Source organism: Kineococcus lubricus (assembly GCF_050871965.1).
Taxonomy (GTDB): Bacteria; Actinomycetota; Actinomycetes; order Actinomycetales; family Kineococcaceae; genus Kineococcus.
The window spans coordinates 45025-71403 of sequence record NZ_JBJLSK010000021.1; the positions used below are offsets into that span (position 1 = coordinate 45025).

Here is a 26379-nt window from a genome sequence, read left to right on the forward strand (position 1 = left end):
GAGGGTGCCATGGACCGCCAGCAGGAGTTCGTCCTCCGGACGCTGGAGGAGCGGGACATCCGCTTCGTCCGGCTCTGGTTCACCGACGTCATCGGGACGCTGAAGTCCGTCGCCATCGCCCCCGCCGAGCTCGAGGGCGCCTTCGGCGAGGGCATCGGCTTCGACGGGTCGGCCATCGAGGGCCTCAGCCGCGTCTCGGAGTCCGACATGCTCCTGCAGCCCGAGCCGTCGACCTTCCAGGTGCTGCCCTGGCGCACCACCGACGAGCACCAGGGCACCGCGCGCATCTTCTGCGACATCCTGACCCCCGACGGCCAGCCGGCGCGCTCGGACCCGCGCTTCGTCCTCAAGCGGGCCCTGGACAAGGCCGCCCAGGCGGGCTACACGTTCTACACGCACCCCGAGATCGAGTTCTACCTCTTCAAGGGCCCGCTGGAGCGGGGGCAGACGCCCGAGCCGGTCGACTACGTCGGGTACTTCGACAACCACCCCGGCAGCACGACGACGGACTTCCGCCGCACCGCCATCTCCACGCTGGAGAGCATGGGCATCTCGGTCGAGTTCAGCCACCACGAGGGCGGCCCGGGCCAGAACGAGATCGACCTGCGCTACGCCGACGCCCTGACGACCGCGGACAACATCATGACGTTCCGCACCGTCCTGAAGGAGGTCGCGCGCGACCAGGGCGTCTACGCCAGCTTCATGCCCAAGCCCCTCGCCGGGGAACCGGGCTCGGGGATGCACACCCACCTGTCGCTGTTCGACGGGGACGCCAACGCCTTCTACGAGGCCGGGGCCGAGTACCAGCTCTCCCGCACCGGCCGGCAGTTCATCGCCGGCATCCTGCGGCACGCCGCGGAGATCACCGCCGTCACGAACCAGTTCGTGAACTCCTACAAGCGGTTGTGGTCCGGCGGGGAGGCGCCCAGCTACATCTGCTGGGGCCACAACAACCGCTCCGCGCTCGTGCGGGTCCCCATGTACAAGCCGTCCAAGGGCCAGTCGGTGCGCGTGGAGTACCGCGCGCTGGACTCGGCCGCGAACCCGTACCTGGCGTTCGCCCTGCTGCTCAGCGCGGGCCTGAAGGGCATCGAGGAGGACTACGAGCTGCCCGACGGCGCCGAGGACGACGTGTGGTCGCTCACCGACGCCGAGCGCCGCTCCATGGGCATCGAACCGCTGCCGCAGAGCCTGGAGCACGCCATCTACGTGATGGAGCGCTCCGAGCTCGTCGCCGAGACCCTCGGCGAGGGCGTCTTCGACTACTTCCTGCGCAACAAGCGCCAGGAGTGGGCCGACTACCGCGCGCAGGTCACCCCGTTCGAGCTGCAGCGGTACCTCCCGCTGCTGTGAGCACCCGGCGATGAGCACCCCGGGCCGGCGGTCGTCGGCGGCCGCGCAGCTCGTCCGGGCCGGGTTCGCCGACCCCGAGCGCTGCCTGCGGCTGCTGCGCGACCCCGCCCTGGCCGGGGTCGTGCGGGCCGAGGGCGAGGCGGAGCTCACCGGCGGCACCGGCGCCCTCGTGCGGGCGCTGGGCCGGACCGCCGACCCCGACCAGGCCCTGCTGGGCCTGGTCCGCTGGGCCGAGGCCCTCACCGCCGGGACCGACCGCGACACGTCCCCGGCCGACGCCGAGGTCGTGGCCGCCGCGCTCGACCTGCTCCGCGGCGGGGACGCCCCCGGGACCGGCGGCACCCTCGCCCGGCTGCTGGGCGTCCTCGGCGGGTCGGTGGCCCTCGGCGACCACCTCGTGCGCCACCCCGCGCACTGGACGGTGCTCGTCTCGGCCGTGCCGCCGGACCCGGGGGAGCTGCGCGCCGAACTGCTCACCGCCGTGGGCGCCGACCCCGCCGCCGACGTCCCCGTCGCCGACCCCGGCCGCTGCCGGCGCGCCCCCGAGGACGAGCTGCGGGTCGCCTACCGCCGCCGGCTCCTCGGGCTCGCCGGCCGCGACCTCGCCTCGGCCGACCCGCTGGCCGTCCTGCACGTCACCTCCGCCGAGCTCGCCGACCTCGCCGCGGCGGCCCTGGAGGCGGCCCTGGCCGCCGCCCGCGCCGAGCTGCCCGGGCACGACCCGGCCACCGGGCCCGGGTCCCACCGGGCCTGCCGGCTGGCCGTCATCGGCATGGGCAAGACCGGCGGCCGGGAGCTGAACTACCTGTCCGACGTCGACGTCGTCTACGTCGCCGAACCGGCGCCCGGGGCGGCCGAGGACGACGCCCTGGCCGTCGGCACGAAGCTGGCCGCCGCGCTGCAGCGGATCTGCTCGACCCCGACCGGCGAGGGCACCCTGTGGGAGGTCGACGCCGCGCTGCGCCCGGAGGGCAAGGCCGGCCCGCTCGTGCGGACCCTGGCCAGCCACGTGGAGTACTACCGCCGCTGGGCCAAGACCTGGGAGTTCCAGGCCCTGCTGAAGGCCCGCCCCGTCGCCGGGGACGCCCACCTCGGCTGGGACTACCTCACCGCGATCGCGCCGATGGTGTGGAGCGCCAGCGAGCGCGACGGGTTCGTCGCCGAGGTGCAGGCCATGCGGCGCCGCGTGGAGTCCCTCATCCCCTCCAAGGAGGCCGACCGGCAGCTGAAGCTGGGGTCGGGGGGCCTGCGCGACGTCGAGTTCAGCATCCAGCTGCTGCAGATGGTCCACGGCCGCAGCGACGAACGGCTGCGGCGCAGCGCGAACACCCTCGAAGCCCTCGAAGCGCTCGCCGCGTACGGGTACGTCGGCCGCAGCGACGCCGGCGAGCTCGACCGCGACTACCGGCTGCTGCGGTCCCTGGAGCACCGCATCCAGGTCCACCGGCTGCGCCGCACGCACGTCCTGCCCACCGCCGAGGCCGACCTGCGCCGCCTCGGGCGGTCCCTGGGCCTGCGCCCGGACCCGGTCCAGGCCCTCGACGAGGTGTGGCGCGGCACCCGCCGCGACGTGCGGCGGCTGCACGAGAAGCTCTTCTACCGGCCGCTGCTGACCGCCGTCGCCAAGCTCCCCGCCGCCGACGCGCGCCTGGGCGCGCAGCTGTCGACCGAGGCCGCCCGCGAGCGGCTCGCCGCCCTGGGCTACCGCGACCCCGCCGGCGCCCTGCGCCACCTGCAGGCCCTCACCGGCGGGGTCAGCCGCCGCGCGAGCATCCAGCGGACGCTGCTGCCCGTCATGCTCGGCTGGTTCGCCGACGGCGCCGACCCCGACGCCGGGCTCCTCGCGTTCCGGCAGGTGTCCGAGGCGCTCGCCGGGACCCAGTGGTTCCTCACCATGCTGCGCGACGCCGGGGCCGCCGCCGAACGCCTCGCCTACGTGCTGTCCGCGGCGCGGATGCCGACCGAGCTGCTGATGCGCTCACCCGAGGCCGTCGCGGTGTTCGCCGACGACGACCGGCTCGCCGCCGAGGACGTCGACGAGGTCATCGCCGACGCCGAGGCCGCCGCCGGGCGCCGCGACGACCCGGACGCCGCGGTCCTCGCGGCCCGCGGGGTCCGCCGGCGCGAGCAGTTCCGCACCGTGGTGGCCGACCTCGTGGGCGCCCGCGACCTCGCCGGGGTGGGCCGGGCGCTGGCCGACGCCGACCAGGCCGTCCTCGACGTCGCGCTGCGCTGCACGCTGCGGGAGGCCGAGCGCCGCGCCGGGGGGCCGCTGCCCACGCGGGTCCTGGTCGTCGGCATGGGCCGGCTCGGGGCGGGGGAGACGGGGTACGGCAGCGACGCCGACGTCCTGTTCGTCCACGACCCGCTGCCGGGGGCCGACGAGACGCACGCGCAGAAGGTCGCCACCGAGGTCGTCTCCGACCTGCGCCGCCGGCTCGGGACCGCCGGCCCCGAACCGGGGCTGGAGGTGGACGCCGACCTGCGCCCCGAGGGGCGCAACGGCCCGCTGGTGCGGTCCCTGGACAGCTACCGCGCCTACTACGGGCGCTGGTCGCTGTCCTGGGAGGCGCAGGCGCTGCTGCGGGCGCGCCCGGTCGCCGGGGACGCCGACCTCGGGGAACGGTTCCTCGCCCTCGTCGACCCGTTGCGCTGGCCCGCGGGCGGCCTGTCGGAGACCGACGTGCGCGAGGTGCGGCGCATCAAGGCCCGCGTCGAGGCCGAGCGGCTGCCCCGCGGCGCCGACCCCGCCCGCCACCTGAAGCTGGGCCGCGGCGCGATCTCCGACGTCGAGTGGACCGCGCAGCTGCTGCAGCTGCAGCACGCCGCCGAGCACGAGGGGCTGCGCTCGCTGTCGACCCCCGGCGCGCTGCGCGCCGCGGCCGCGGCCGGGCTGGTGTCGGCCGAGGACGCCGACGTGCTCCTGACGGCGTGGGACCTCGCCTCCCGGGCCCGCAACGCCGTCGCGCTGTGGCGGGGGAAACCCGGCGACTCGCTGCCCACCCAGGCGCGGGACCTGGACGGGGTGGCGCGCATGTTCGGCTTCGAACCGGGCAGCTCCCGGGAGTTCGAGGAGCTGTACCTGCGCACCACCCGCCGTTGCCGGGCCGTCGTCGAACGCGTCTTCTACGGCCGCAGCGGGGTCTGAACCGTCAGGGACGCAGCAGCGGCACGACGTCGGTCGTGAACTGGGTCAGGAACCGGGACTGGTCGTGGCCGGGGGCGTGGAAGACCAGGTGGGTGAACCCGGCGTCGACGTACTCCTGCACCCGGGCGGCGACCTCGGCCGGGTCGGAGGAGACGATCCAGCGCTTGGCGACCTGCTCGATGGGCAGCTCGTCGGCCAGCCGGGCCATCTCGACCGGGTCGTGGACCTGCGCCTTCTGCTCCGCGGTCAGCGACAGCGGCGCCCAGAACCGGGTGTTCTCCAGCGCCCGGGCCGGGTCCTCGTCGAAGGACAGCTTGATCTCGATGGTGCGGTCGATCCGGTCCTCGGCGCGCCCCGACGCCTCCAGCCCCTCCCGCAGCGCCGGCAGCAGGGTCTCGGAGTACAGGTCCATGCCCTTGCCGGAGGTGCAGATGTACCCGTCCCCGGCCCGGCCGGCGTACTTGGTGACCCCCGGCCCGCCGCCGGCGACGTAGATCGGGACCGGCTGCTCGGGGCGGTCGTAGACGGTGGCGTCGTGCAGGCGGTAGTACTCGCCCTCGAAGGTGACGCGCTCCTCGCTCCACAGCTTCCGGATGAGCCGCACGGCTTCGCGCAGCCGGGCGAACCGTTCGCGGGTCTCGGGGAAGTCCACGCCGACGGCGTGCTCGTTGAGCGCCTCACCGGTGCCGACGCCCAGGATCGCCCGGCCCGGGGCCAGGACGCCCAGGGTGGCGAAGGCCTGGGCGATGACGGCGGGGTTGTAGCGCAGGGTGGGGGTCAGGACGCTGGTGCCCAGCTGGACGCGGGACGTCTTGGCCGCGACCCACGGCAGCCAGGTCAGGGCCGCGGGGGCGTGGCCGTCGACGTGGCGCCAGGGCTGGAAGTGGTCGGAGATCCACACCGAGTCCAGGCCCTGGTCCTCGGCCTGGACGGCGAAGTCGGCCAGGGCGCCGGGAGTGAACTGCTCCGCGGACGCCTTGTAGCCCAGCTTCAGAGGTTGACCGTGCGTGTCCACCGTATGGCTCACCGTTCTCCACCTTCCCGTCGTGCGGACAGCTGTGCGTACGGCGACAACCTACGTCCGCCGATCACGCACGCCCGACCGGGTGGTGACGGGCGCGAACCCCCCCACCGGGCAGCCCGCACCCCCTAGGGTCCACCGCGGCCGCACAGCACCGACCCCGGGGAACCACGTGATCCGTCTCCTGCCCTTCGCGCTCAAGCTCGCGATGCTCGTCTTCTGCCTCGTCGACTGCGTCCAGACCGACTCCGGGCGGGTCCGCAACCTGCCCAAGGTGACGTGGGTGTTCCTCATCGTGCTGCTGCCCCTCGTCGGCGGGATCGCCTGGCTGGTCGCCGGCCGCCCGGGACGCGCCGCCGGGTCCGGGCCCGGTCGCGGTGACGGGCACTGGTACGCGCGCACGAGCGGGTTCCCCGAGCACGAGCGCCCCGACGCCGCCCCGGCGCGCGACGAGGTCGACCGCCGGGTCGCCCGGGAGCAGGCGCGGGTGGACGCCGAGTTCGACGCGGCCGTGCGCCGCGCCCGCCGCGAGGACGGCACCCCGACGGGGTGAGGTTCAGGAGTTCGCGAACGCCACGTCGCTGATGGCGGTGCGGTCGAACCGCCCGCCCGCGCCCGGACGGGTCACGTCCTCGATCGTGAGGTCCACCGCCGTCGCCTCCACGGGCGTGACCGTCAGGCGCTGCACCCCGCGGTCGCCGTCGCGCAGCGTCTGGCGCACCGGGACCGGTCCCGCCGCGGTCCGGAACGTCCACGTCACCGCGGTGATGCGCCGGCCCTGCTCGTAGCGGTCGGTCCCGTCGTACGGGTCGACCTTCGCGAAACCGTTGACCAGCCCGACCTCGGTGAGGCGGACCGTGCCGTCGAAGGTGAACGTCAGCGTGGAGCCCGTCGCGTCGCCCTCGGTCCGCCAGGCCGTCGACGGCGAACCGTCGAGCACGTTCTCGACGTCGTAGCCGGTGGTGCGCCCGGCGGCGTCGGCGCTGTCGGGGGAGGTGCTCGGCGCGGTCGCGCCGGTCGGGACGACGGGCCCCACCGGGTAGGTGGCCGTGGGGGCCGGGGCGTTCGCCGCGGGCTCGGCCGGGGGGACCGGCGCGGGAGCGGACGCGGTGGCGGGAGCAGCGCTGGGGGAGGGGGCGGCGACCGTGCGGGCCGCGTCGTCGGAGGGGCGCAGCAGCCACCACAGGGACACCCCGACCGCCGCGACGAGGCCGAGGGCGACCACCCCGACCACGGGCCACGACCGGGGCCGGGCGCGCGGTTCGGTGACGACCTCCAGCCGTTGCGGGGCAACCGGTTCGCGGCGCTCACCGCAGGTCCAGCAGAAGGTGTCGGCCTCGCGCATGCCGGCGCGGCACGCACGGCAGGTGGTGGTGGTCGGCACCGGGCACCCCGTCCTCGGGTCGTCGTGTCGAAGCGGCGCGGCGACGTCCTGTCACCGGAGGTGCACAAGATACTCCCGGTCGTGGCGGTGAGTCAGCAGCCCGACCACGCCGGGTGTCCACGAACGCCGAGGACCCCCGCCCCCAGGAGGGGGCGGGGGTCCGGGACGACTCACCGCGGCAGCGGATCCGGCGGAGGATCAGATGTCGTAGTAGAGCTCGAACTCGTGCGGGTGCGGGCGCAGCCGGATCGGGTCGATCTCGTTGGTGCGCTTGTAGTCGATCCACGTCTCGATGAGGTCGGCGGTGAACACGCCGCCTTCGAGCAGGTACTCGTGGTCGGCTTCGAGCGCGTCCAGCACGGACCCGAGGTCGTAGGGGACCGTCTTGATGTTCGCGTGCTCCTCGGGCGGGAGCTCGTAGAGGTCCTTGTCGACCGGGTCGGCCGGCTCGATGCGGTTCTTGATGCCGTCCAGGCCGGCCATGAGCTGCGCCGCGAACGCCAGGTACGGGTTGGCCGACGGGTCCGGCACGCGGAACTCGATGCGCTTGGCCTTCGGGGAGTTCCCGGTGATCGGGATGCGGATGCACGCCGAGCGGTTGCGGGCCGAGTAGACCAGGTTGACCGGGGCCTCGTAGCCCGGGACCAGGCGGTGGTAGGAGTTCACCGTCGGGTTCGTGAAGGCCAGCAGCGACGGCGCGTGGTGCAGCAGACCGCCGATGTACCAGCGGGCCAGGTCGGACAGGCCGCCGTAACCCTTCTCGTCGTAGAACAGCGGCTCGCCGTTCTTCCACAGCGACTGGTGGCAGTGCATGCCCGAACCGTTGTCACCGAACAGCGGCTTGGGCATGAAGGTCACGGTGTGACCGTTGCGCAGCGCCACGTTCTTGATGATGTACTTGAAGAGCAGCAGCTGGTCGCCGGCGTTCTTCAGGGTGTCGAACTTGTAGTTGATCTCGGCCTGACCGGCGGTGCCCACCTCGTGGTGCGCGCGCTCGACCTGCAGGCCGGCCTTCTCCAGCTCCACGACCATCTCGTCGCGCAGGTCCGAGAAGTGGTCGATCGGGGCGACCGGGAAGTACCCGCCCTTGTAGCGGGTCTTGTACCCGAGGTTCCCGCCCTCCTCCTTGCGGCCGGTGTTCCACGCGGCCTCGATGGAGTCGATGTGGTAGTACGACTCGCGCTGGTTGGTCTCGAACCGCACGTCGTCGAAGATGTAGAACTCGGCCTCGGGGCCGAAGAAGACGGTGTCCGCGATCCCGGTGGTCTTCAGGTACGCCTCGGCCTTGGCCGCGATGTTCCGCGGGTCGCGGCTGTACGCCTCGTTCGTGAACGGGTCCACGATCGAGTGGTTGATGACGAGGGTCTTCTCCTTGCGGAACGGGTCCACGAAGGCCGACGTCACGTCCGCGATGAGCTTCATGTCCGACTCGTGGATGGCCTGGAAGCCGCGGATCGAGGACCCGTCGAACATCTGGCCCTCGGACAGTGCGTCGACGTCCACCGTGCTGGCCGGGACGGTGAAGTGCTGCATGACACCGGGCAGGTCGCAGAACCGGATGTCGACGAACTTCACGTCTTCGCGCGCGATGTAGTCGATGACGTCTTGGGCGTTGCTGAACATCCAACCTCCAGGAACGGATCCGGCCCGGGTGTCGAGCCGCCGCGGACGCGCCGACCGTAGGCGCACGATGTTTCATGCTCGTTACGTCGGCGTTTCCGCAACCTTACCGACGCGTCAGGGCGGGCGACAGGGCGGACCGGGGACCCCGGCGGCCGGCACGTACCCTGGTTCGGTGGCCGACCCGACGACCAGCCAGCCCCCCGACCCGCCCGCCGGTGCGCGGCTCGGGCTGCCCGCCTCCGGGCGTGGCGCCGTCGCGGGCTGGGGCCGGCGCGTGGTGGGGCTCCTCGTCGACTGGGCCGTCGCGACGCTCATCGCGCGGGCCTTCCTCACCGGCCTGGGCCGGGACCTGGGCCCCCTGCTCGTCTTCTTCGCCATGCACGTGCTGCTCGTCTCGACCGTGGGGATGAGCATCGGCCACGCCGTCGCCGGCCTCGTGGTGCGCCGGCTGGACGGACGCCCGGTCGGTCTGGCGCTCGGCGCGGCCCGCGCGGTCCTGCTCACCCTGGTCATCCCCGCCGTCGTCTTCGACGGCGACCGCCGCGGGCTGCACGACCGCGCCTCCCGCACCGTCGTCGTCCGGCGGTAGCCCGGACGCACGCAGCCCCCTGCGGCCGGGGGCCGAGGGGGCTGCGGTCACGGAGCTCCGCGCGGGTCAGCGCCCGCGCATGGCCCGGCGGTCGGGACGGGCGTTCATCGGGTCGATGCCCTTGGGGACCGGCGGCCGGATCCCGCCCAGGGCGCGCAGCCGCTTCTGCACGGCGGCGACCTCCTGCTTGGTCAGCTGCGGCTTGAGGCGCTGCACGCGGGAGGCGAGCTTGCGCAGCGGCACCTCGCCCTCCGAGCCGCCGTCACCGACGGTGAACAGGTGCACCGGCACGTTGGGGACGACCCGCGCGACCTTGCGCTTCTCCGCCTCCAGCAACCGGCGGACGCGGGTGGGCGGGCCGTCGCCGACCAGGACGATCCCGCCGCGCCCGACGGCCCGGAAGACCATGTCCTGGCTGCGGGCCTCGGCGGCCACCGGCTCCTGCTCGATCGTCCAGCCCCGGCGGATCGAGGACAGCGCCGCGCCCGCGGCGCCCTTCTGACCCTCGAGGTTCACGTACGCCGCGCGCTCGGCGCGCCGGCCCAGCACGAACATCGCCGCCAGGACGCCCAGCAGCAGACCCAGGATCGTGAAGTAGATCGGGTGGTCCACCAGCAGGCCCAGGAGCAGGCCGAGGACGATCGGCCCGCCGAACGCCAGCAGCAGCCACCACCGGGTCGCGGGGTCGACCCGCACGGTCATGTCGTAGACCTGCTTCAGCTGACGGGTCCGGGCCCACCGCTGCTTCTTGGGTTTCGGTGCGGCGGTCGCGCCGCCGGAGCCTCGTCGTGCCATGCGCGCAAGGATACGTGCCCCCCGCGGGGGCCGGGTTCAGCGCCGGGCCAGCAGGCTGGACGCCTCCTGAGCAGCGGGGGTCTCCTTGTCCAGGTGCGCCAGCTGCTCGGGGATCGCCACCCCGCGCTTCCGCATCGCCCCGGCCCACAGCCGTCCCGCGCGGTACGAGGAGCGCACCAGCGGACCGGCCATGACGCCGGCGAAGCCCATCTCCTCGGCGGCCTGGGAGAACTCCACGAACGCCTCCGGCTTCACCCACCGCTCGACCGGGTGGTGCCGCGGCGTCGGGCGCAGGTACTGGGTGATCGTGATGATGTCGCAGCCGGCCTCGTGCAGGTCCCGCAGCGCGGCCAGGACCTCCTCGTCGGTCTCGCCCATCCCCAGGATGAGGTTCGACTTCGTCACCAGCCCCGCGTTCCGGCCCTGGGTGATGACGTCCAGGGACCGCTCGTAGCGGAACGCCGGGCGGATCGACTTGAAGATCCGCGGCACCGTCTCGACGTTGTGCGCGAAGACCTCCGGCTGCGCGTCGAAGACCTGCTGCAGCAGCTCGGGGCGGCCGTTGAAGTCCGGGACGAGGATCTCCACGCCCGTGTGGAAGTCGCCGTCGGAGTTGAGCGCGTGGGTCTGCCGGATCGTCTCGGCGTACAGCCACGCCCCGCCGTCGGCGAGGTCGTCGCGCGCGACGCCGGTGATCGTCGCGTACCGCAGCCCCATCGTGCGGATGCTCTCGGCGACCCGGCGGGGCTCGTCGCGGTCCAGCGGCGACGGCTTGCCGGTGTCGATCTGGCAGAAGTCGCACCGGCGGGTGCACTCGGAGCCGCCGATGAGGAACGTGGCCTCGCGGTCCTCCCAGCACTCGTAGATGTTGGGGCAGCCCGCCTCCTCGCACACGGTGTGCAGGCCGCCGGACCTCACCAGGCCCTTCAGCTCGGTGTACTCCGGCCCGGTGCGGGCCTTCGTGCGGATCCAGTCCGGCTTCCGCTCGATCGGCGTCTCGGCGTTGCGCGCCTCGATGCGCAGCATGCGCCGGCCTTCCGGTGCGATCGTCACCCCACCAGCGTACGTGGCGGTCACGACAGGGGCGTCCACCCCCGCCCGTCGACCCCGCCGGGCACGTCGGCCGCCGGGTCGTACGGCGTGCGGGTCAGCCGGAAGCTGGCCAGGTCCAGGTGCGACACCGCCCCGTCGTCGCCGCGGACCGGGCGCAGCAGCTCACCGGCGTAGTAGTGGTCCAGGCCCCGCCAGACCTGCTCGCCCCCCACCACGCGCTCGCGCACGAACCGCGACCCGCGCCCGGCGCCGTGCATGCCCGCCAGCTCGAAGCCCGAGGCCGTCGCGCGCACCAGCAGCGGGGCCGGGCCCCAGTACCAGGGCCCGACCAGCTCCAGCACGTCGGCGGGCACCTCCCGCGGCACCCACGGCACCGGCGGGTGCGGCTCGGTCTCCAGCAGCGTCGACAGCAACCGGGCGGGCAGGTCGCCGAAACCCGTCGTGGAGTTCGTCAGGGCGATCACGGCGTCCCCCGTGGCGACGTCCACGCGCAGCATCGCGACGAAACCGGGCATCGACCCCGAGTGCCCCGCGAAGCGCCGGCCCCCGGCGTTCCACACCTGCAACCCCAGCCCGTAACCGCTCGTCCAGGCCCCCGCGCGGGCGTCGTCGACGCTCTGCGGCTCCCACATCGACTCCACCGTGGCGCGCTGCAGCACCGGCGAGGTCCCGGCCACCACGGCGGCCCAGCGGGCCAGGTCGAGGACCGTCGACCAGACCTGCCCCGCCGGGGCCATCGCCCCGGCGTCGTGCTCCGGCTCGGGCAGGACGACGTCGGCCCACGGGTGCACCGCCAGCCCCTGCGCGGCGGGCGCCTGCGGGCGCAGCGAGGTGCGCGTCATGGCCAGCGGCTCCAGGAACTGCGCGCGCACGACCTCGTGCCACGGCGCCGACCGCACCCGGGCGACGAGCTCGCCGAGCACCCCGAACCCCACGTTGGAGTAGTGGAAGCGGGTGCCCGGGCGGTGCCGCAGCGCCCCCTCACCCAGCAGGGGGACCAGCGAGGCCCAGTCCCCGCCCTCCGTCCGCTCCCACCACGGGCCGTCGGTCTCGGCCTGCACCCCACCGGCCTGCCCCAGCAGCTGACCGACCGTCACCCGCCCCACGCCGTCGGTCAGCTCGGGCAGGTGGGCGCGGACGGGGTCCTCCAGGCCCACGAGCCCGTCCTCCACCGCCCGCAGGACCGCCGCGGCCACGAACGTCTTCGTGATCGACCCGATGCGGTACTGCGTCTCCGGGCCCGGGTCGCCCGGCACCCCCGTCGTGCCCGCCGCCCCGGTCCAGACCAGCTCCCCGTCGCGCACGAGCCCGGCCACCACCGAGGGCAGCCGGGACCCCGCCTGCGCACCGGACAGCAGGTCGTCCAGGGTGCGGGTCGTCGAGGGCAGCAGCACGGTCGTCATGGACCGACCCTGCCAGAGAGCGCACCGGGACGACGCGACAGGATGCGCCCGTGGACCTGCGCATCTTCACCGAACCCCAGCAAGGCGCCAGCTACGAGACCCTGCGCCGCGTCGCCGTCCGGACCGAGGAGACCGGGTTCTCCGCGTTCTTCCGGTCCGACCACTACCTCACGATGGGCGGCGACGGGCTCCCCGGCCCGAGCGACGCCTGGACGACCCTGGCGGGCCTGGCCCGCGACACCACCTCGATCCGGCTCGGCACGCTCGTCACCTCGGCCACGTTCCGCCACCCCGGCGTGCTCGCCATCCAGGTCGCCGGCGTCGACGAGATGTCGGGCGGTCGCGTCGAGCTCGGCCTCGGGGCCGGGTGGTACGAGGCCGAGCACACCGCGTACGGCATCCCCTTCCCGCCCCTGGGCGAGCGGTTCGAGCGCTTCGAGGAGCAGCTCGCCCTCATCACCGGGATGTGGGCGACCCCGGTGGGGGAGACGTACAAGTTCCAGGGCCGGCACTACGCGCTGACCGACTCCCCGGCGCTGCCCCGCCCCGTCCAGCCCACCGTGCCGATCGTCGTCGGCGGCGCGGCACGGCCCCGCGGAGCCGCGCTCGCGGCGCGGTACGCGACCGAGTTCAACGTCCCCTTCAGCTCCCCGCAGGAGACCGCCGAACGGTTCGGGCGGGTGCGCGCCGCCTGCACCGCCGCCGGGCGCGACCCGCAGGACCTGACGTACTCGGCCGCCCTGGTGCTGTGCGCCGGCAGCGACGAGGCCGAGTTCGCCCGGCGGGCCGCGGCCATCGGCCGGGAACCGGCGGACCTGCGCGAGAACGGGCTGGCCGGCACCGTCCCGGAAGTGGTCGACGCCATCGGCCGGTACGCCGAGGCGGGGGTCGAGCGCCTCTACCTGCAGGTCCTCGACCTGTCCGACCTCGACCACCTCGACCTCGTCGCCGCGCAGGTCGCACCCCAGCTGTGACCGGACCACGGCGTCGCCGGAACCGTCGCCCCGCGGGGTGAGCGGCTAGCCCGGAGGCGGCGGCGGGACCGGGCCCGCCCCGGGCAGGTCCGCGCCGGGCAGCAGCTCGGCCACCACCGCCGCCGCCTCCAGCACCCCGACCCGCCGGCCCGCGCCGGCGCTGAGCGACGTCGCGCCCGCGTCGGGCAACCCGCACGGCACGATGCGGCTGAAACCCCGCAGGTCCGTGTCGCAGTTCAGCGCGAAACCGTGCATCGTCACGCCCCGGGCCACGCGCACCCCGATCGCGGCGAGCTTGTTCTCCGGCCGCCACCCCGGGGCCAGCGGCTCGTCCGCCGTCCACACCCCGGTCCGGTCCTCCACGCGGTACCCCTCGACGCCGAACCGCGCCGCGACCGCGATGAGCAGCTCCTCCAGCCGGCGCACGTACCCCACGACGTCCAGCGCCCCGCGCAACCGCACCACCGGGTAGCCCACGAGCTGGCCGGGGCCGTGCCAGGTGATCCGCCCCCCGCGGTCCACGTCCACGACCGGGGTCCCGTCGTCGGGACGTTCCCAGGAGTTCGTGCGGCGTCCCGCCGTGTACACCGGCGGGTGCTCCAGCAGCAGCACCGTGTCCGGGGCGTCCCCGGCGACCACCTGCGCGTGCCGGGTCCGCTGCAGCTCCCACGCCTCGGCGTAGTCCACCAGCCCCGCACCGAGCCGCACGGGCTCGACGACCAGCTCCGCCACCGGCACCCGCGTCACCCCCGCAGGTCCCGCGGTTCGACGCGCGTCTCCACGACCCCCTCGGCTCCGCGGCGCACGACGTACGCGCCCTTGCCGGGGACCTCGGTGACGGCCTCGACCAGCTCGGTGTCCCGGTACACCAGACCCACGCCGTCGTCGCTGCAGTGCGTCTCGCCCAGGACCCCCGAGGCCACGAGCTCGTGCACCAGCGGGCGACGGCGGGCCTCGGAGTCGTAGTGCACCCCGTTGCCGTACGGCAGCAGCCCCAGCCCGTCCGTCACCGGGCGCAGCACCGGGCCGAACGAGTCGGTGGTCCCGCCCGTGAACCAGCAGATCGACCCCGCCGACACCCCGCCGAGCACGACCCCGGCCTCCCACGCCGCGCGGAACGCCTCCTCCAGCCCGTGCACCCGCCACACCGCGAGCAGGTTCGCCACCGAACCGCCGCCGACCCAGACCGCGTCCGAGGCGAGCAGCTGCCCGGCGGGGTCCTCCACGCTCGGCATCGGGAACAGGTCCAGGACGGTCGTGCGGAAACCCGCCCGCTCCCCGGCGGCGTGGACCTCCGCGGCCCACGACCGCTGGTCCCCGCCCGCCGTCCCCAGGTACGTCAGCCGCGGCGCCCGGCCGTCCGGGACCCGGGCCAGCGCGGTCGCCAGGTGCACGGTGCCGGCCCAGTCCACGCCGCCCCGTTCCCGGCGGACCAGGCCCCCGGACGTGGCGACGATCGTCGGTCGTTCAGCCGGCACGCTTGAACCCGTTGCGGCCGAAGGCCTTCGTCAGCACGGCGTCGGCGGCGCGGCGACCCGACACCAGCGCCCCCTGCAGCGAGGCGTTCTCCCGGTGGTCACCGGCCACGAACACCCCGTCCCCGACGTCGACGGGCTGCGGGCCCTCGAACGGCGGCGCCACGACCGGCAGCGCGTGCGGGATCGCGTGCGCCGCGACCCGCGTCCACGCCGCGGTGTTCACGCCGTAGACGCGGCCCAGCTGCTGACGGACCCGCTCCTCGGTCGCGGAGGAGACGTCCGCACCGAGGACCTGCGCGCTCACCAGCGCACGGTGCTCCGACCCCGCCCGCACGTACTGCGGGGCCACCGCCGAGATCACCGCGGAGTTCACGACCGGACCGGACCGGTCACCGTCGAGGTGGAGGAGCCTGGCCCGCGACTGCGGCGCCGGCGACGTCGCCGTCCCGAACCAGAACGTCGAGAGGGCGTGGCTGTCGGGCACGCGCAGCGCCGGGACCAGGTGCGCCGCGGCGTACGCGTCGGTCGCCACGACGATCGCCTCGCAGTTCACCCCGCCCCCGGCGGTCTCCACCACCAGCGACCGGGGAGCCAGGCCGATGTGCCGCACCTCCACGCCCGTCACCACCGTGCCGGCCGGCAGGGCCGCGGCCATCTGGTCGGGCACCGCCTGCATCCCGCCCGCCGGCAGGCCCGGGGTGCCGCGCAGGAACGTGCGCACCAGCAGGTCGACGAAGCGCCGCGACGTCGTCCCCTCAGCCTCCCCGACGACACCGGCCAGGAACGGCTCCAGCACCGACCGGCGCAGCTCACCGGTGACCTCGGCGGCGTCCAGCGCCTGCGCCCACCCCGCGTCCGCCCCCTTCAGGTCGGCGGCCGACGTCGTCTTCAGCAGCCAGCGCGCGAGCGCCGCCTTCTCCCGCGCCGAGCCCAGCGGGAAGCGCAGCGCGTCCAGCACCGCCCCCGGGTGCCGGCGCGGGTCGCGCACCGTGCTGACGCGGCCCCGGCTGTGCACGGCGACGCCCGCGTCGAACGGCTGCAGGTCGAGGGCGTCGAGGTCGAGGACCTTCACGACCTCCGGGTAGGCGGGGTTCAGCAGCTGGAACCCCCGGTCCACCCGGAAGCCGTCGACCGTCTCCGACCGCACCCGGCCGCCCACGGCCTGCGCCGCCTCCACGACCTGGACGTCGACGCCGGCGGCGCTCAGGTGCCGCGCGCAGGCCAGGCCGGCCAGGCCTGCGCCGATGACGACGACCTCGGCGGACCCCCGCAGGGCGGCGGGCGGGTGGTGGATGTCGGGAAGGGAGCCAACGGTCACGCCCCAGAGCGTATCGAGCCTGTGGACAACGAGCGCGGCAGTCCCCGCCGGTGCGTCACCCTGTCCCGGTGACCCTCACCGACCCCACCACCGGGCCCCTGGACCGGCCCCGGCGCGGCGGCGGCGCCGGCCCGCTGCGGCAGTGGCGACGCGACGCGCTGGCCGCCCTGGGCGACGACCCCCGCCGCCGGCCGCCGGTCGTCGACGGGTACGCGGTGGGCCGCCTGGTCGGGGCCGGCGGGTCGAGCGTGGTGTGGGCCGGGACGGGCGTGGACGGCGTGGAGCGGGCGCTGAAGGTGCTCGCCGGGCCCGACGGCGCCGCTCCCGACGCGGACCTGCTGGCCGAGCTGTCGATGCTGCGGCGCGTCCGGCACCCCCGGGTCGTGGCCGTCCACGACATCTCCACCGACGCCGAGGGCCGTCCGGTGCTCGTCCTGGACCTGGCCCCCGGCGGTTCGCTGGCGGGGGTGCTCACCGGCCGCCGGCGGCTGTCCGCCGGGGAGGTCTCCGGCCTCGTGCACGTGCTGGGGCCCGCGCTGGAGGACCTGCACGCCGCCGGGGTCGTCCACGGCGACATCGCCCCCGGCAACGTCCTGCTCGACGCCCGGGGTGAGCCGCTGCTGGCCGACCTCGGCGTCTCGCGCGCCCTCGGCCGCCGGCACGGCAGCGTGCTGGGCACTCCCGGGTTCGCCGACCCGGCGGCGCTCGCGGGGGAGGGGGTGGGCGCGGCCTCGGACGTCTACGGCCTCGCGGCGCTGGCGTGGTTCGCGCTGACCGGGGAGGTGCCGCCCGTCACCGGTGCCTTCGGGGCCCGCTCGGCGCACCGGCGCGCGGTCGCCGGCCTGCCGACGCAGAACGCCGGTGCGGTCCTCGCCGCGCTGCGCGAAGGACTGCACCGCAAGCCGTCCCGCCGGCCCACCCCCGGTGAGCTCGCGACCGCCGTGGCGGCCGCGGCCCGCCCGCGCGCGGTCCGCGCCCCTGCGGTCGCCCCTGCGCTCGCTTCCCCGGTGGCGCCCGCGGTGGTGCCCGCTCCGGCGCCGCACCCCGACGCCGGCGCGGAGGCCGGGCCGGCTCCCGCGCCCCCGGCGGTGACCCGTCGGGTGCGGTCGGCCGCACCGGTCGTGGCGCCCGCGCCGGCCGGTGCCCGGCCCGCCGCGGGAGGGCGCCGGTCCGTGCGGCCGTCGCGGCGCCGGGTGCGTCCGGTGCTGGTGGCGGCGGTGCTGGTGCCCCTGGCCGCCGGGGCCGTGCTCGTCCTCGGGCTGCGCGCGGACGGTGGACCGGCGACCGCGCCGGTCGCGGTCGCGGCGACGGCGGACCCCGCGCGGGCCGAACCCGAGGCGGCCGAGCCCCCGGCGGTCGACCCCGTGGCGGCTCCGCAGCCGGCGACGACGGAGCCGGTGGGGGAGCCGGTCGGGGAGCCGGTCGGGGCGGAGGTGCTGCGCGGCGACGACGCCCTCGCCGTCGTGTCGGAGCTGGCCGACCGCCGGGCTCGGGCTTTCACCAGCGGACGGGTGCAGGCGCTGGACGACGTGGACGTCCCCGCCGGCGCGGCCCGGGCGGCCGACGAGGCCGCCCTCGCCGAGCTGGCCGCCACCGGGTCGACGTTCGAGGCCCTCGCCTTCGACGTGGTCGCCGTTCGCGAGGTCTCCCGCGACGGCGACCGCTGGGTGCTGCAGGCCGACGTCACGACCGGTGAGCACGTCGTGGTGTCCGGGGCCGGGACCCGGTCGCGGGTGCCTGCCGGCGAGCCCCGGACCTCGGTCCTGACCCTGCAGCGCGTCGCGGGGGAGTGGCGCGTGGCCTCGGTCGGCTGAGCGCTCCGCAGCGGTCTCAGGCCTGCGCCAGCCAGGCCGTCACGGCGGGGACGTCGGGGTGGCGGAAGCGGAACCCCGCCTCCAGCAGGACGCGCGGGACGACGCGCTGGCTGCCGAGGGGCTGAGCGGCGAACTCGCCGAGCGCCAGGCGCAGGGCGGCTGCGGGTACGGGCAGCAGGGCGGGGCGGTGCAGCGCCGCTCCCAGCGCGGTGGTCAGCGCCTGGTTGGTGGCCGGTTCGGGGCACACGAGGTTCACCGGCCCGGACACGTCGTGGGTGAGCAGGAACTCCAGCGCCGCGAGCTCGTCGGGCATGGTGATGGGGCTCCACCACTGCAGCCCCGAACCCAGCGGCCCGCCCAGACCCAGGCGGAACAGGGTGAGCAGCTGCCCGAACGCCCCGCCGACGGGGTTGGCCAGCAGGCCGGTGCGGGCCAGCGCCACCCGGATCCCGGCGTCGGCGGCCGGCGCGGCGGCCCCTTCCCACTCCTGCACGACGTGCGCGAGGAAGTCGTCCCCGCGGGGGGAGCCCTCGTCGAGCACGGTCGACCCGCCGTCGCCGTAGGCCCCGATCGCCGAGGCGTTCACCAGGACCCGGGGAGCCTGGTCCAGGCGGAGCAGGGCCTGGACGAGCGTCGCGGTCGTCGAGACCCGTGAGCGCAGGATCGTCTCCTTGTAGGCGTCGTTCCAGCGCCGGTCGCCGACCCCGGCTCCCGACAGGTTGACGGCCGCCTCCACCCCGCGCAGGGCGGCGGGGTCGAGGGAACCGGTCGTGGGGTCCCACGTCACCTCGTGCGGTTCGCGCGCGGGGCGCCGCACGAGGGTCAGGACGTCGTGACCGGCGCTTCGGAGGTGGGCGACGAGGTGACGGCCGATGAGGCCGCTGGCCCCGCTGACGACGGTGCGCACTGGAACTCCTGGGGGCTGGACGGGCGGGGAGACGGAACAGCCCCGTCCCTCGCAGGAGGGACGGGGCTGCCGGTGGGACGGTGCGGGACCTCAGAGACCGAGGTCGCCCTCGAACGCGCCGGCCTCGACGCGCTTCTTGACGGTCTGCAGGAAGCGGGCCGCGTCGGCGCCGTCGACGATCTGGTGGTCGTAGGACAGCGCCAGGTACATCATCGAGCGGATCGCGATGGTCTCCTGGCCCTCGGCGTCGGTGAGGACGACGGGGCGCTTGACGATCGCGCCGGTGCCGAGGATGGCGACCTGCGGGGCGTTGAGGATCGGGGTGTCGAACAGGGCCCCGATGCTGCCGGTGTTGGTGATGGTGAAGGTGCCGCCGGACAGGTCGTCGGGGGTGATCTTGCTGGCCCGGGTGCGGGCCGCGAGGTCGGCGATCTTGCGGGCCAGGCCGCCGAGGTTCAGGTCGCCGGCGTCCTTGATCACCGGGGTGATCAGGCCCTTGGGGGTGTCCACGGCGAGGGAGATGTTCTCGCTGCCGTGGTAGACGATGTTCTCGCCGTCGATGCTGGCGTTCAGCGAGGGGTGCTGCTTGAGCGCCTCGACCGCGGCCTTGACGAAGAACGGCAGGAACGTCAGCTTCGCGCCCTCGTTCGCCGCGAAGGAGTCCTTGGCCCGGGCGCGCAGCCGCGCGATGCGGGTGACGTCGACCTCGATGACGGTGGTCAGCTGCGCGGAGTTCTGCAGCGACTCCTTCATGCGCTGGGCGATGACCTTGCGCAGCCGCGACATCTTCTCGGTGGTGCCCCGCTTGGGGGAGACCTCCACGGCCGGGGCGGGCGCGGCCGACGACGGAGCCGCCGCTGCGGGGGCCGGCGCGGCCGCCTTCTCCGCGGCCGCCTTCTCCGCCTTGGCCTTGTCCGCGGCCTCCTGGACGTCCTGCTTGCGGACCCGGCCACCGACGCCGGTCCCGGTGAGCGAGGACAGGTCGACGCCGAGCTCCTTGGCGAGCTTGCGGACCAGCGGCGTCACGTAGGTGCTGCCGCCGGTGGCCGGGGCCTGCGCGGCGGGCGCCGCGGCGGGGGCGGCGGCGGGGGCCGCCGGGGCGGCGGTCTGGGCCGGGGCGGCGGCGGGTTCGGCGGCGGGGGTGGCCGACGGCTGGGTCGCGGCCTCGGCCTGCGACCGCGCCGCCTCCCGCTCCTGCACCTCGTCGGCCAGCGACTCCTCGGCGGCCGGGACCGGCGCCGCGGCCGGTTCGGCGGCGGGGGCCTGCGGGGCCGGGGCCGACTGCGCGGACGCGTCGCCGATGCGGGCCAGGTCCGCGCCCACCTCGGCGGTCTCGTCCTCGCCGACCAGGACCTCCAGCAGCGTGCCGGCGACCGGGGAGGGGATCTCGGTGTCGACCTTGTCGGTGGACACCTCCAGCAGCGGCTCGTCGACCTCGACGCTGTCGCCCACGGACTTCAGCCAGCGGGTCACGGTGCCCTCGGTGACGGACTCGCCCAGGGCGGGCATCTTGACGGCCTGCCCGGCTCCCGAGCCGCCGGAGGCGGCCGGCGCGGCGGGCGCCTCGGCGGCCGGCTGCGCCGGGGGTTCGGGCTGGGCCTGGGGTTGGGGCTGGGCCTGGGGTTCGGGCTGCGGTGCGGGAGCCGGTTCCGCGGCGGGGGCCGGGGCGTCCGCGGAACCGCCCTGCTCGGACTCCTCGCCGATGCGGGCCAGGTCCGCGCCCACCTCGGCGGTCTCGTCCTCGGGGACCAGGATCTCCAGGAGCACCCCGGCGACCGGGGAGGGGATCTCGGTGTCGACCTTGTCGGTCGAGACCTCCAGCAGCGGCTCGTCCACGGCGACCGTGTCACCGACCTGCTTCAGCCACCGCGTCACGGTGCCCTCGGTCACGCTCTCGCCGAGAGCGGGCATCTGCACCGAGTTCGACATCTCTACGGTTCTCCTCACGGACGGTTCCGGCGCCCGGGGACGCCGCGGGTTCAGGGGTTTCGGACGAGTCGCCCGAGGGGCTACGAGTGCGAGTGCAGGGGCTTGCCGGCCAGCGCCAGGAACGCCTCGCCGAGCGCCTCGTTCTGCGTGGGGTGCGTGTGCACGAGGGCCGCGACGTCCTCGGGGTACGCCTCCCAGTTCACGATGAGCTGGGCCTCGCCGACCTGCTCGCTCATCCGCGAACCGATCATGTGCACGCCGACGACGGGACCGTCCTTCTGCCGCACCAGCTTCACGAAACCGGTGGTGCCCAGGATCTGGCTCTTGCCGTTGCCGCCGAGGTTGTACTCGAGCACGTCGACGTCGCCGTGCTTCTCCCGGGCCTTGGCCTCGGTGAGCCCGACCGAGGCGATCTCGGGTTCGCAGTAGGTGACCTTGGGGATGCCGACCTCGTCCACGGGCTGGGGGTCGAGACCGGCGATCTCCTCGGCCACGAAGATGCCCTGGGCGAACCCGCGGTGGGCCAGCTGCAGACCGGGGACGATGTCGCCGACGGCGTAGACGCCCTCGACGTTCGTCCGCAGGCGCTCGTCGGTCAGGACGAACCCGCGGTCCATGGTGATGCCCTGCTCCTCGTAGCCCAGGCCGGCCGTGTTCGGCCCGCGGCCCACGGCGACGAGGAGGAGGTCGGCCTCGAACGTCTTGCCGTCCTCCAGGGTCACGACGACGCCGGATTCGTTCTGCTCCACGCCCTTGAACCGGACGCCGAGGGAGAAGGCGATGCCGCGCTTGCGGAAGGCGCGTTCGAGGGCCTTGCTGATGGCCTCGTCCTCGAGGGGGGCGAGGTGGGGGAGGGCCTCGACGATGGTGACGTCCGCCCCGAACGACCGCCAGACGCTGGCGAACTCGACGCCGATGACCCCGCCGCCGAGGACGACGACCTTGCGGGGCACCGAGTCCAGGGCCAGGGCCTGCTCGCTGGTGATGACGCGGCCGCCGATCTCCAGACCGGGCAGGCTGCGGGAGTAGGAACCGGAGGCGAGCACGACGTTCCTGCCCGTGTAGCGGACGCCGTCGACCTCGACGGTGTTCTTGCCCACGAGCCTGCCGGTCCCGGCGACCAGTTCGACCTTGCGCGACTTCACCAGCCCCTGCAGGCCCTTGTAGAGCCGGGCGATGACGCCGTCCTTGTACTTGTTCACCCCGGCCATGTCGATCGAGTCGAACGTGGCGCGGACGCCGAACGCCTCGGACTCCCTGGCCGTGTCGGCGACCTCGGCGGCGTGCAGCAGGGCCTTGGTCGGGATGCACCCGCGGTGCAGGCAGGTCCCCCCCAGCCGGTCCTTCTCCACCAGGGCCACGGACAGGCCCAGCTCGGCGGCACGCAGTGCGGCGGCGTAACCCCCACTGCCTCCCCCGAGGATGACGACGTCGTACTCCTGCTCGGCGGCACCTGCCACGAAATGCTCCTGAAGTCGGCTGTGCTGGCGACTGCTCCTTCGCGATCCTCTCACTGCGCCCCGGCCGAGGCGCGAGGGGGTGCGTGGTGGGTCGCGGGCCCGCGGGACGGCGCCCGCCGCAGCCGGTGCCCGGACGCGCGAACGGCACCTCCCGAGGGGGAGGTGCCGTTCGCGGGGGCGTCGTGGCCGGTGTCGGGGGGTCGACGTCGCGGGCCGTGGGGTGCGACCCCGGTCAGCGCTCCTTCTCGGCGGTGGTCGACTCCTTGCGGGCGACCGCGCTCTCCTTGCGCTCGACCGTGGATTCCTTGCGGGTGACCACGGACTCCTTGCGCGTCACCACCGACTCCTTGCGGGTGACGACGGACTCCTTGCGGGTGACCACGCCCTCCTTGCGGGCGGTGGAGGACTCCTTGCGCGCGGTGGAGGACTCCTTGCGCGCGGTGGAGGACTCCTTGCGCGCGGTGGAGGACTCCTTGCGCTGGGTCTCCTGCGTCGTCGTCCCCAGGCCGGGGGCGGTCTTGGTGACCGTCGTCGCGGTGCCGGGCGCCGCGGTGGCCGAGGCCGCCGCCCCGAGCCCACCGCCGGCGATGACCGCCGCGGCGGTGAGGGACAGGGCCGCGCGGCGGGCGAAGGTCTGGACGGACTGACGCGTGGACATGGTGCCTCCGTGACACGTGCTCCGGTGCACACCGGGAGCTTGGATGAGGGAACCGAACGGGTCGGCGGTGACGCCCCCGAACTAGGCCGTCACGGTGAGCATATATCTAGTAGCACAACGTGCACGACGGCTGAGGAGTGAGGATCACCCGTTCGGCGTAGCACCGCCTGCGGGGGCGGAGAGGTCGCCCAGGAACTGCTTCTCCTGCAGACCTTTCCGCCCCGGAAACGTTCCCGGACTGGCTCGTCCGTCAGGCGCGCGCGTGGTCCTCGGCCAGCGCCACCAGCGTGCGGACCGCCACGCCCGTCCCCCCGCGGTGGGTGTACCCCCACGGCTCGCCGGTCGCGAAGGCCGGGCCCGCGATGTCCAGGTGCGCCCACGGGATCGGGGTGCCGGCGGCGGAGTCGCCCACGAACTCGCGCAGGAAGACGGCCGCGACCAGCATCCCGCCCGCGCGGTCGCCGATGTTGGCCAGGTCGGCGACGGGGGAGTCGAGGGTGGCGCGCAGCTCGTCGGGCAACGGCATGGGCCAGAACGACTCCCCGGCCCGCTCGGCCGCCGCCAGCACCGCGGCGCGGAAGGTGTCGTCGTTGCCCATGACCCCCGAGACGCGGTTGCCCAGCGCGACGACCTGCGCACCGGTGAGGGTGGCGACGTCGACGATGGCGTCCGGCTGCTCCTGCGAGGCCGCGACGAGGGCGTCACCCAGGACGAGCCGGCCCTCGGCGTCGGTGTTCAGGACCTCGACCGTCGTGCCGCCGAACATCGTCAGCACGTCGGAGGGGCGGATCGCCGTGCCCGAGGGCATGTTCTCGGCCACCGCCAGCCACCCCGTGACCTTGATCGGCAGCTTCAGCTCGGCGACCGCCCGCACGGCGGCCAGCACGGCCGCGGCGCCCGACATGTCGCTCTTCATCGTCTCCATGCCGGCCGCCGGCTTGATCGACAAGCCGCCGGAGTCGAAGGTGATGCCCTTGCCGACGAACGCCAGGTGGCCCTTGGCGCGCGCCGGTGCGTGCTCCAGCACGACCAGCCGCGGCGGGCGCGAGGAGCCCTGCCCGACGCCGAGGATGCCGCCGTACCCGCCGGCGGCCAGAGCGTCCTCGTCCAGGACGCGGACCGTCAGCCCGGTGCCCTCGGCGGCCCGGACGGCGGCGTCGGCCAGGTCGGCCGGGGCCAGGTCGGCCGGGGCGGTGTTGATCAGGTCGCGCGCGGTGTGGACGGCGTCGGCCACGACCCCGGCGCGGTCGACGGCGGCCCGGACCGCCTTGTCGCGCGGCTTGTCGACCAGCAGGGTCACCTCGGCCACCGGCTCGCGGCCGGCCGCGCGGTAGCGGGTGAAGGCGTAGGCGCCCAGCGCGGCGCCCTCGGCCACCGCGGCCACGGTCGCGGCGTCCGGCAGCGGCAGCGCGAGGGCCACGCGGCGCGACCCGGCCAGCGCGCGCACGGCCGAACCGGCGGCCCGGCGCAGCGTCTCCAGGTCGGCGTCGGGCCCGACCCCGACCAGCGCGACGAGGCGGGTCGCCGCGCCGCTCACCCCCGGCACCAGGTGCACCTGACCGGCGTCGCCGGTCGCGCCGAGCGCCACGGCGCTCTCGGCGAGCGCGGTGCGCGTGGCCCGGGGCAGGTCCTCACCCCCCAGCAGGACCGGCGCGGTGGACTTCGCACCCGCGGGTGCCGGCACCAGGCCCAGCACCAGGGCGTCCACGGACACGCTCTTGACCGACTTGCTGCTGAGGAGGAGACGCGGCACCCCGGCACCCTAACGTGACCCTGTGCAACGGGGCAGTGGACCAGGACGGGGTGGGCCGGTCGGCGACGGCCGGGACGGGCGCGAGGAGGAGGTCCAGCCGGGGGTGCGGTGGCGCGCGGTCCGCGCCGAGGACGCGCCGGCGCTGTCGCGGATCTGCCGCCTCACCGGCGACGCCGGTCGCGACGCCGGCGACCTGACGGCCTTCCCCGACCTCCTCGGCGACGTCTACGCCGCCCCCTACGCCCACCACGAGGCCGCCTTCGGGACGCTGGTCCTGGACGACGAGGGCCCCGCCGGGTACGTCCTGGGGTGCCTGGACACCGCCCGCTTCGAGCGCTGGCGCGCCGAGCGCTGGTGGCCGCCGCTGCGGGAGCGCTACCCCCGCACCGGGGCCCGCCCCTTCGACGCCGACCTGCTGCGGTCGGTCCACGAGCCGGTCACGCCGTCCCCGGTGTGGACCACCCACCCCTCCCACCTGCACGTCGACCTGCTGCCCCGCCTGCAGGGGCGGGGCGTGGGCCGGGCGCTGGTCGAGCGGCTGTGCGGGCAGCTCGCGGCGGCCGGGTCACCCGGGGTGCACCTGGGCGTCTCGGCCCGCAACCCCGGCGCGGTGGCGTTCTACCGCCGCACCGGGTTCACCGAGCTCGAGGTCACCGCGACCGGTCACACGTTCGGGCGGGTGCTCTCCCCGGCGGGCTCGGCGGCGGGCTCGGCGGCGGGCTCGGCGGGCGTGCTCTGACCGTCCTCCGCGGCGGGCTCAGCGGCGACGGCTGCGGGCTCCGGGGTGGCCTCGGGCTCGGCCTCGGGCTCCGGCTCGGGCTCGGGCAGCGGGGGCAGCTCGGCCTCGTCGGCCTCGGCCAGCACCTGCGCGGCCCGCAGCACCGGCAGCGCGGTCAGCGCCCCGGTGCCGCCGCCGCGCCCGGCCCCCAGGTCCAGCAGCGGCACCACCTTCAGCCGGTCCACCGCGAGGGCCTGCGCGGGCTCGGCCGTGGCGGCACCGACCTGCCACCACTTCTCCGCCCCCGGCACGCCGCGCGAGGCGACCAGCGCGGCGGCCACGCCGACGGTCCCGTCGAGCAGCACGGGCGTGCGGCGGGCGGCGGCCCGCAGGAGGAAGCCGACGGCCGCGCTCACGTCGGCGCTGCCGACGGCCTGCAGCACCGCCGTCGGGCGGGTGGCGAGCTTGCGGGCGCGGCGCACGGCGTCGCGCACCGCGGCGGTCTTGCGCATCCACGCGTCGTCGTCGATCCCGCTGCCGCGTCCGACGACGTCGACGGCACCCTTGCGCAGGCAGGCCGCGACGAGCGTCGCGGCCACCGTCGTGGCCCCCGCGCCGAGGTCGCCGAGCAGCAGCAGGTCGACCCCCGCGTCGACCGCGGCGTCGGCCACGGCCGCCCCGGCGCGCACCGCGGCCTCGGTCTCCTCGGCGGTCAGCGCGTCCTCCACGGCGATGTCCCCGGAGGGCCGCACGGCCCGGGCGACCACGGCGGCCGGCACCCCGGCCGGCCCGTCCGCGCCCCAGTCGACCCCGAGCGCGTGCACCTCCACGGGCACCCCGGCCCGGGCGGCCAGCTCGGCGAGCGGACCGCGCCCGGCCACCAGGTCGCGGGGGGGGGGGGGGGGGGGGGGGGGGGGGGGGGGGGGGGGGGGGGGGGGGGGGGGGGGGGGGGGGGGGGGGGGGGGGGGGGGGGGGGGGGGGGGGGGGGGGGGGGGGGGGGG

The 26379-nt window shown here is 75.3% G+C and carries 22 protein-coding genes; 7 read left to right on the forward strand and 15 right to left on the reverse strand.

Features of this window, described 5'->3' with window-relative positions:
- Positions 1-9 precede the first annotated feature (9 nt).
- Positions 10-1353 (forward strand): glutamine synthetase family protein, encoded by a 1344-nt coding sequence (locus tag ACRYRX_RS16320; RefSeq protein ID WP_432513399.1) that lies wholly within the window; start codon positions 10-12, stop codon positions 1351-1353.
- Positions 1354-1363: 10 nt separating this feature from the next.
- Positions 1364-4501, forward strand: coding sequence for a bifunctional [glutamine synthetase] adenylyltransferase/[glutamine synthetase]-adenylyl-L-tyrosine phosphorylase (locus ACRYRX_RS16325; RefSeq protein WP_432513400.1), 3138 nt, complete (start codon positions 1364-1366; stop codon positions 4499-4501).
- Between the two features lie 4 nt (positions 4502-4505).
- On the opposite strand, the gene fgd is transcribed toward ACRYRX_RS16325, so the two are convergent.
- Positions 4506-5516 carry a glucose-6-phosphate dehydrogenase (coenzyme-F420) gene (gene fgd / locus ACRYRX_RS16330; protein WP_432513402.1) on the reverse strand — a complete coding sequence of 337 codons (1011 nt, stop codon included), beginning with the start codon at positions 5514-5516 and terminating at the stop codon, positions 4506-4508.
- A 178-nt stretch (positions 5517-5694) separates the two neighbouring features.
- On the opposite strand from fgd, the gene ACRYRX_RS16335 reads away from it, so the two are divergent.
- Complete coding sequence (locus ACRYRX_RS16335; RefSeq protein WP_432513405.1) at positions 5695-6075, forward strand: PLD nuclease N-terminal domain-containing protein; 381 nt, start codon at positions 5695-5697, stop codon at positions 6073-6075.
- 3 nt (positions 6076-6078) lie between these two features.
- Here ACRYRX_RS16335 and ACRYRX_RS16340 read toward each other — a convergent pair whose 3' ends face one another.
- Both ACRYRX_RS16340 and glnA read right to left on the reverse strand, forming a co-directional pair.
- A complete protein-coding gene (locus tag ACRYRX_RS16340; protein ID WP_432513407.1) occupies positions 6079-6906 on the reverse strand; it encodes an NADase-type glycan-binding domain-containing protein in 828 nt (275 codons plus the stop codon).
- 198 nt (positions 6907-7104) lie between these two features.
- Complete coding sequence (glnA, locus tag ACRYRX_RS16345; protein ID WP_432513410.1) at positions 7105-8529, reverse strand: type I glutamate--ammonia ligase; 1425 nt, start codon at positions 8527-8529, stop codon at positions 7105-7107.
- Between the two features lie 172 nt (positions 8530-8701).
- Here glnA and ACRYRX_RS16350 point away from each other — a divergent pair, with 172 nt between their 5' ends.
- Entirely contained in the window at positions 8702-9118 is a 417-nt protein-coding gene (locus ACRYRX_RS16350; RefSeq protein WP_432513412.1) for an RDD family protein, read from the forward strand.
- 66 nt (positions 9119-9184) lie between these two features.
- Here ACRYRX_RS16350 and ACRYRX_RS16355 read toward each other — a convergent pair whose 3' ends face one another.
- Genes ACRYRX_RS16355 through ACRYRX_RS16365 form a run of 3 tightly spaced genes read right to left on the reverse strand, consistent with a single transcriptional unit; the run spans position 9185 to position 12369 of the window.
- A complete protein-coding gene (locus tag ACRYRX_RS16355) occupies positions 9185-9913 on the reverse strand; it encodes a DUF4191 domain-containing protein (RefSeq protein WP_432513413.1) in 729 nt (242 codons plus the stop codon).
- 36 nt (positions 9914-9949) lie between these two features.
- Positions 9950-10966, reverse strand: coding sequence for a lipoyl synthase (gene lipA, locus ACRYRX_RS16360; RefSeq protein ID WP_432513415.1), 1017 nt, complete (start codon positions 10964-10966; stop codon positions 9950-9952).
- Between the two features lie 20 nt (positions 10967-10986).
- Positions 10987-12369: a serine hydrolase domain-containing protein gene (locus tag ACRYRX_RS16365; protein WP_432513417.1), complete on the reverse strand. Its 1383-nt coding sequence runs from the start codon at positions 12367-12369 to the stop codon at positions 10987-10989.
- Positions 12370-12419: 50 nt separating this feature from the next.
- On the opposite strand from ACRYRX_RS16365, the gene ACRYRX_RS16370 reads away from it, so the two are divergent.
- A complete protein-coding gene (locus ACRYRX_RS16370) occupies positions 12420-13343 on the forward strand; it encodes an LLM class F420-dependent oxidoreductase (protein WP_432513419.1) in 924 nt (307 codons plus the stop codon).
- A gap of 45 nt (positions 13344-13388) precedes the next feature.
- Here the strand turns inward: ACRYRX_RS16370 and lipB are convergent, their stop codons facing one another.
- Genes lipB through ACRYRX_RS16385 form a run of 3 tightly spaced genes read right to left on the reverse strand, consistent with a single transcriptional unit; the run spans position 13389 to position 16139 of the window.
- Positions 13389-14081 carry a lipoyl(octanoyl) transferase LipB gene (lipB, locus tag ACRYRX_RS16375; protein ID WP_432513421.1) on the reverse strand — a complete coding sequence of 231 codons (693 nt, stop codon included), beginning with the start codon at positions 14079-14081 and terminating at the stop codon, positions 13389-13391.
- A gap of 5 nt (positions 14082-14086) precedes the next feature.
- Positions 14087-14821, reverse strand: coding sequence for a Type 1 glutamine amidotransferase-like domain-containing protein (locus ACRYRX_RS16380; RefSeq protein WP_432513422.1), 735 nt, complete (start codon positions 14819-14821; stop codon positions 14087-14089).
- The gene (locus tag ACRYRX_RS16385; RefSeq protein WP_432513424.1) at positions 14811-16139 is read right to left on the reverse strand and encodes an NAD(P)/FAD-dependent oxidoreductase; all 1329 of its coding nucleotides are present in this window, start codon (positions 16137-16139) and stop codon (positions 14811-14813) included. The genes ACRYRX_RS16380 and ACRYRX_RS16385 overlap by 11 nt, the downstream gene beginning before the upstream one ends.
- A 68-nt stretch (positions 16140-16207) precedes the next feature.
- On the opposite strand from ACRYRX_RS16385, the gene ACRYRX_RS16390 reads away from it, so the two are divergent.
- Positions 16208-17953, forward strand: a complete 1746-nt coding sequence (locus ACRYRX_RS16390; RefSeq protein ID WP_432513426.1) for a protein kinase domain-containing protein — start codon at positions 16208-16210, stop codon at positions 17951-17953.
- A 16-nt stretch (positions 17954-17969) separates the two neighbouring features.
- Here ACRYRX_RS16390 and ACRYRX_RS16395 read toward each other — a convergent pair whose 3' ends face one another.
- The 5 genes from ACRYRX_RS16395 to ACRYRX_RS16415 all read right to left on the reverse strand — a co-directional run bounded on the left by ACRYRX_RS16395 (position 17970) and on the right by ACRYRX_RS16415 (position 24660).
- Positions 17970-18860: a TIGR01777 family oxidoreductase gene (locus ACRYRX_RS16395; RefSeq protein WP_432513428.1), complete on the reverse strand. Its 891-nt coding sequence runs from the start codon at positions 18858-18860 to the stop codon at positions 17970-17972.
- A gap of 90 nt (positions 18861-18950) precedes the next feature.
- Positions 18951-20789, reverse strand: a complete 1839-nt coding sequence (gene sucB / locus ACRYRX_RS16400) for a 2-oxoglutarate dehydrogenase, E2 component, dihydrolipoamide succinyltransferase (RefSeq protein WP_432513430.1) — start codon at positions 20787-20789, stop codon at positions 18951-18953.
- Positions 20790-20869: 80 nt separating this feature from the next.
- Complete coding sequence (gene lpdA, locus ACRYRX_RS16405; protein ID WP_432513431.1) at positions 20870-22249, reverse strand: dihydrolipoyl dehydrogenase; 1380 nt, start codon at positions 22247-22249, stop codon at positions 20870-20872.
- A 232-nt stretch (positions 22250-22481) separates the two neighbouring features.
- The gene (locus tag ACRYRX_RS16410) at positions 22482-22907 is read right to left on the reverse strand and encodes a hypothetical protein (protein WP_432513432.1); all 426 of its coding nucleotides are present in this window, start codon (positions 22905-22907) and stop codon (positions 22482-22484) included.
- A gap of 250 nt (positions 22908-23157) precedes the next feature.
- The gene (locus tag ACRYRX_RS16415; protein WP_432513435.1) at positions 23158-24660 is read right to left on the reverse strand and encodes a leucyl aminopeptidase; all 1503 of its coding nucleotides are present in this window, start codon (positions 24658-24660) and stop codon (positions 23158-23160) included.
- Positions 24661-24682: 22 nt separating this feature from the next.
- Between ACRYRX_RS16415 and ACRYRX_RS16420 the strand changes: the two genes are divergently transcribed.
- On the forward strand, positions 24683-25399 hold the full coding sequence (locus tag ACRYRX_RS16420; protein ID WP_432513437.1) for a GNAT family N-acetyltransferase: 717 nt from the start codon (positions 24683-24685) through the stop codon (positions 25397-25399).
- Here the strand turns inward: ACRYRX_RS16420 and ACRYRX_RS16425 are convergent.
- Positions 25324-26259, reverse strand: a complete 936-nt coding sequence (locus tag ACRYRX_RS16425) for a nicotinate-nucleotide--dimethylbenzimidazole phosphoribosyltransferase (protein WP_432513439.1) — start codon at positions 26257-26259, stop codon at positions 25324-25326. The genes ACRYRX_RS16420 and ACRYRX_RS16425 overlap by 76 nt on opposite strands.
- Positions 26260-26379: the final 120 nt, after the last annotated feature.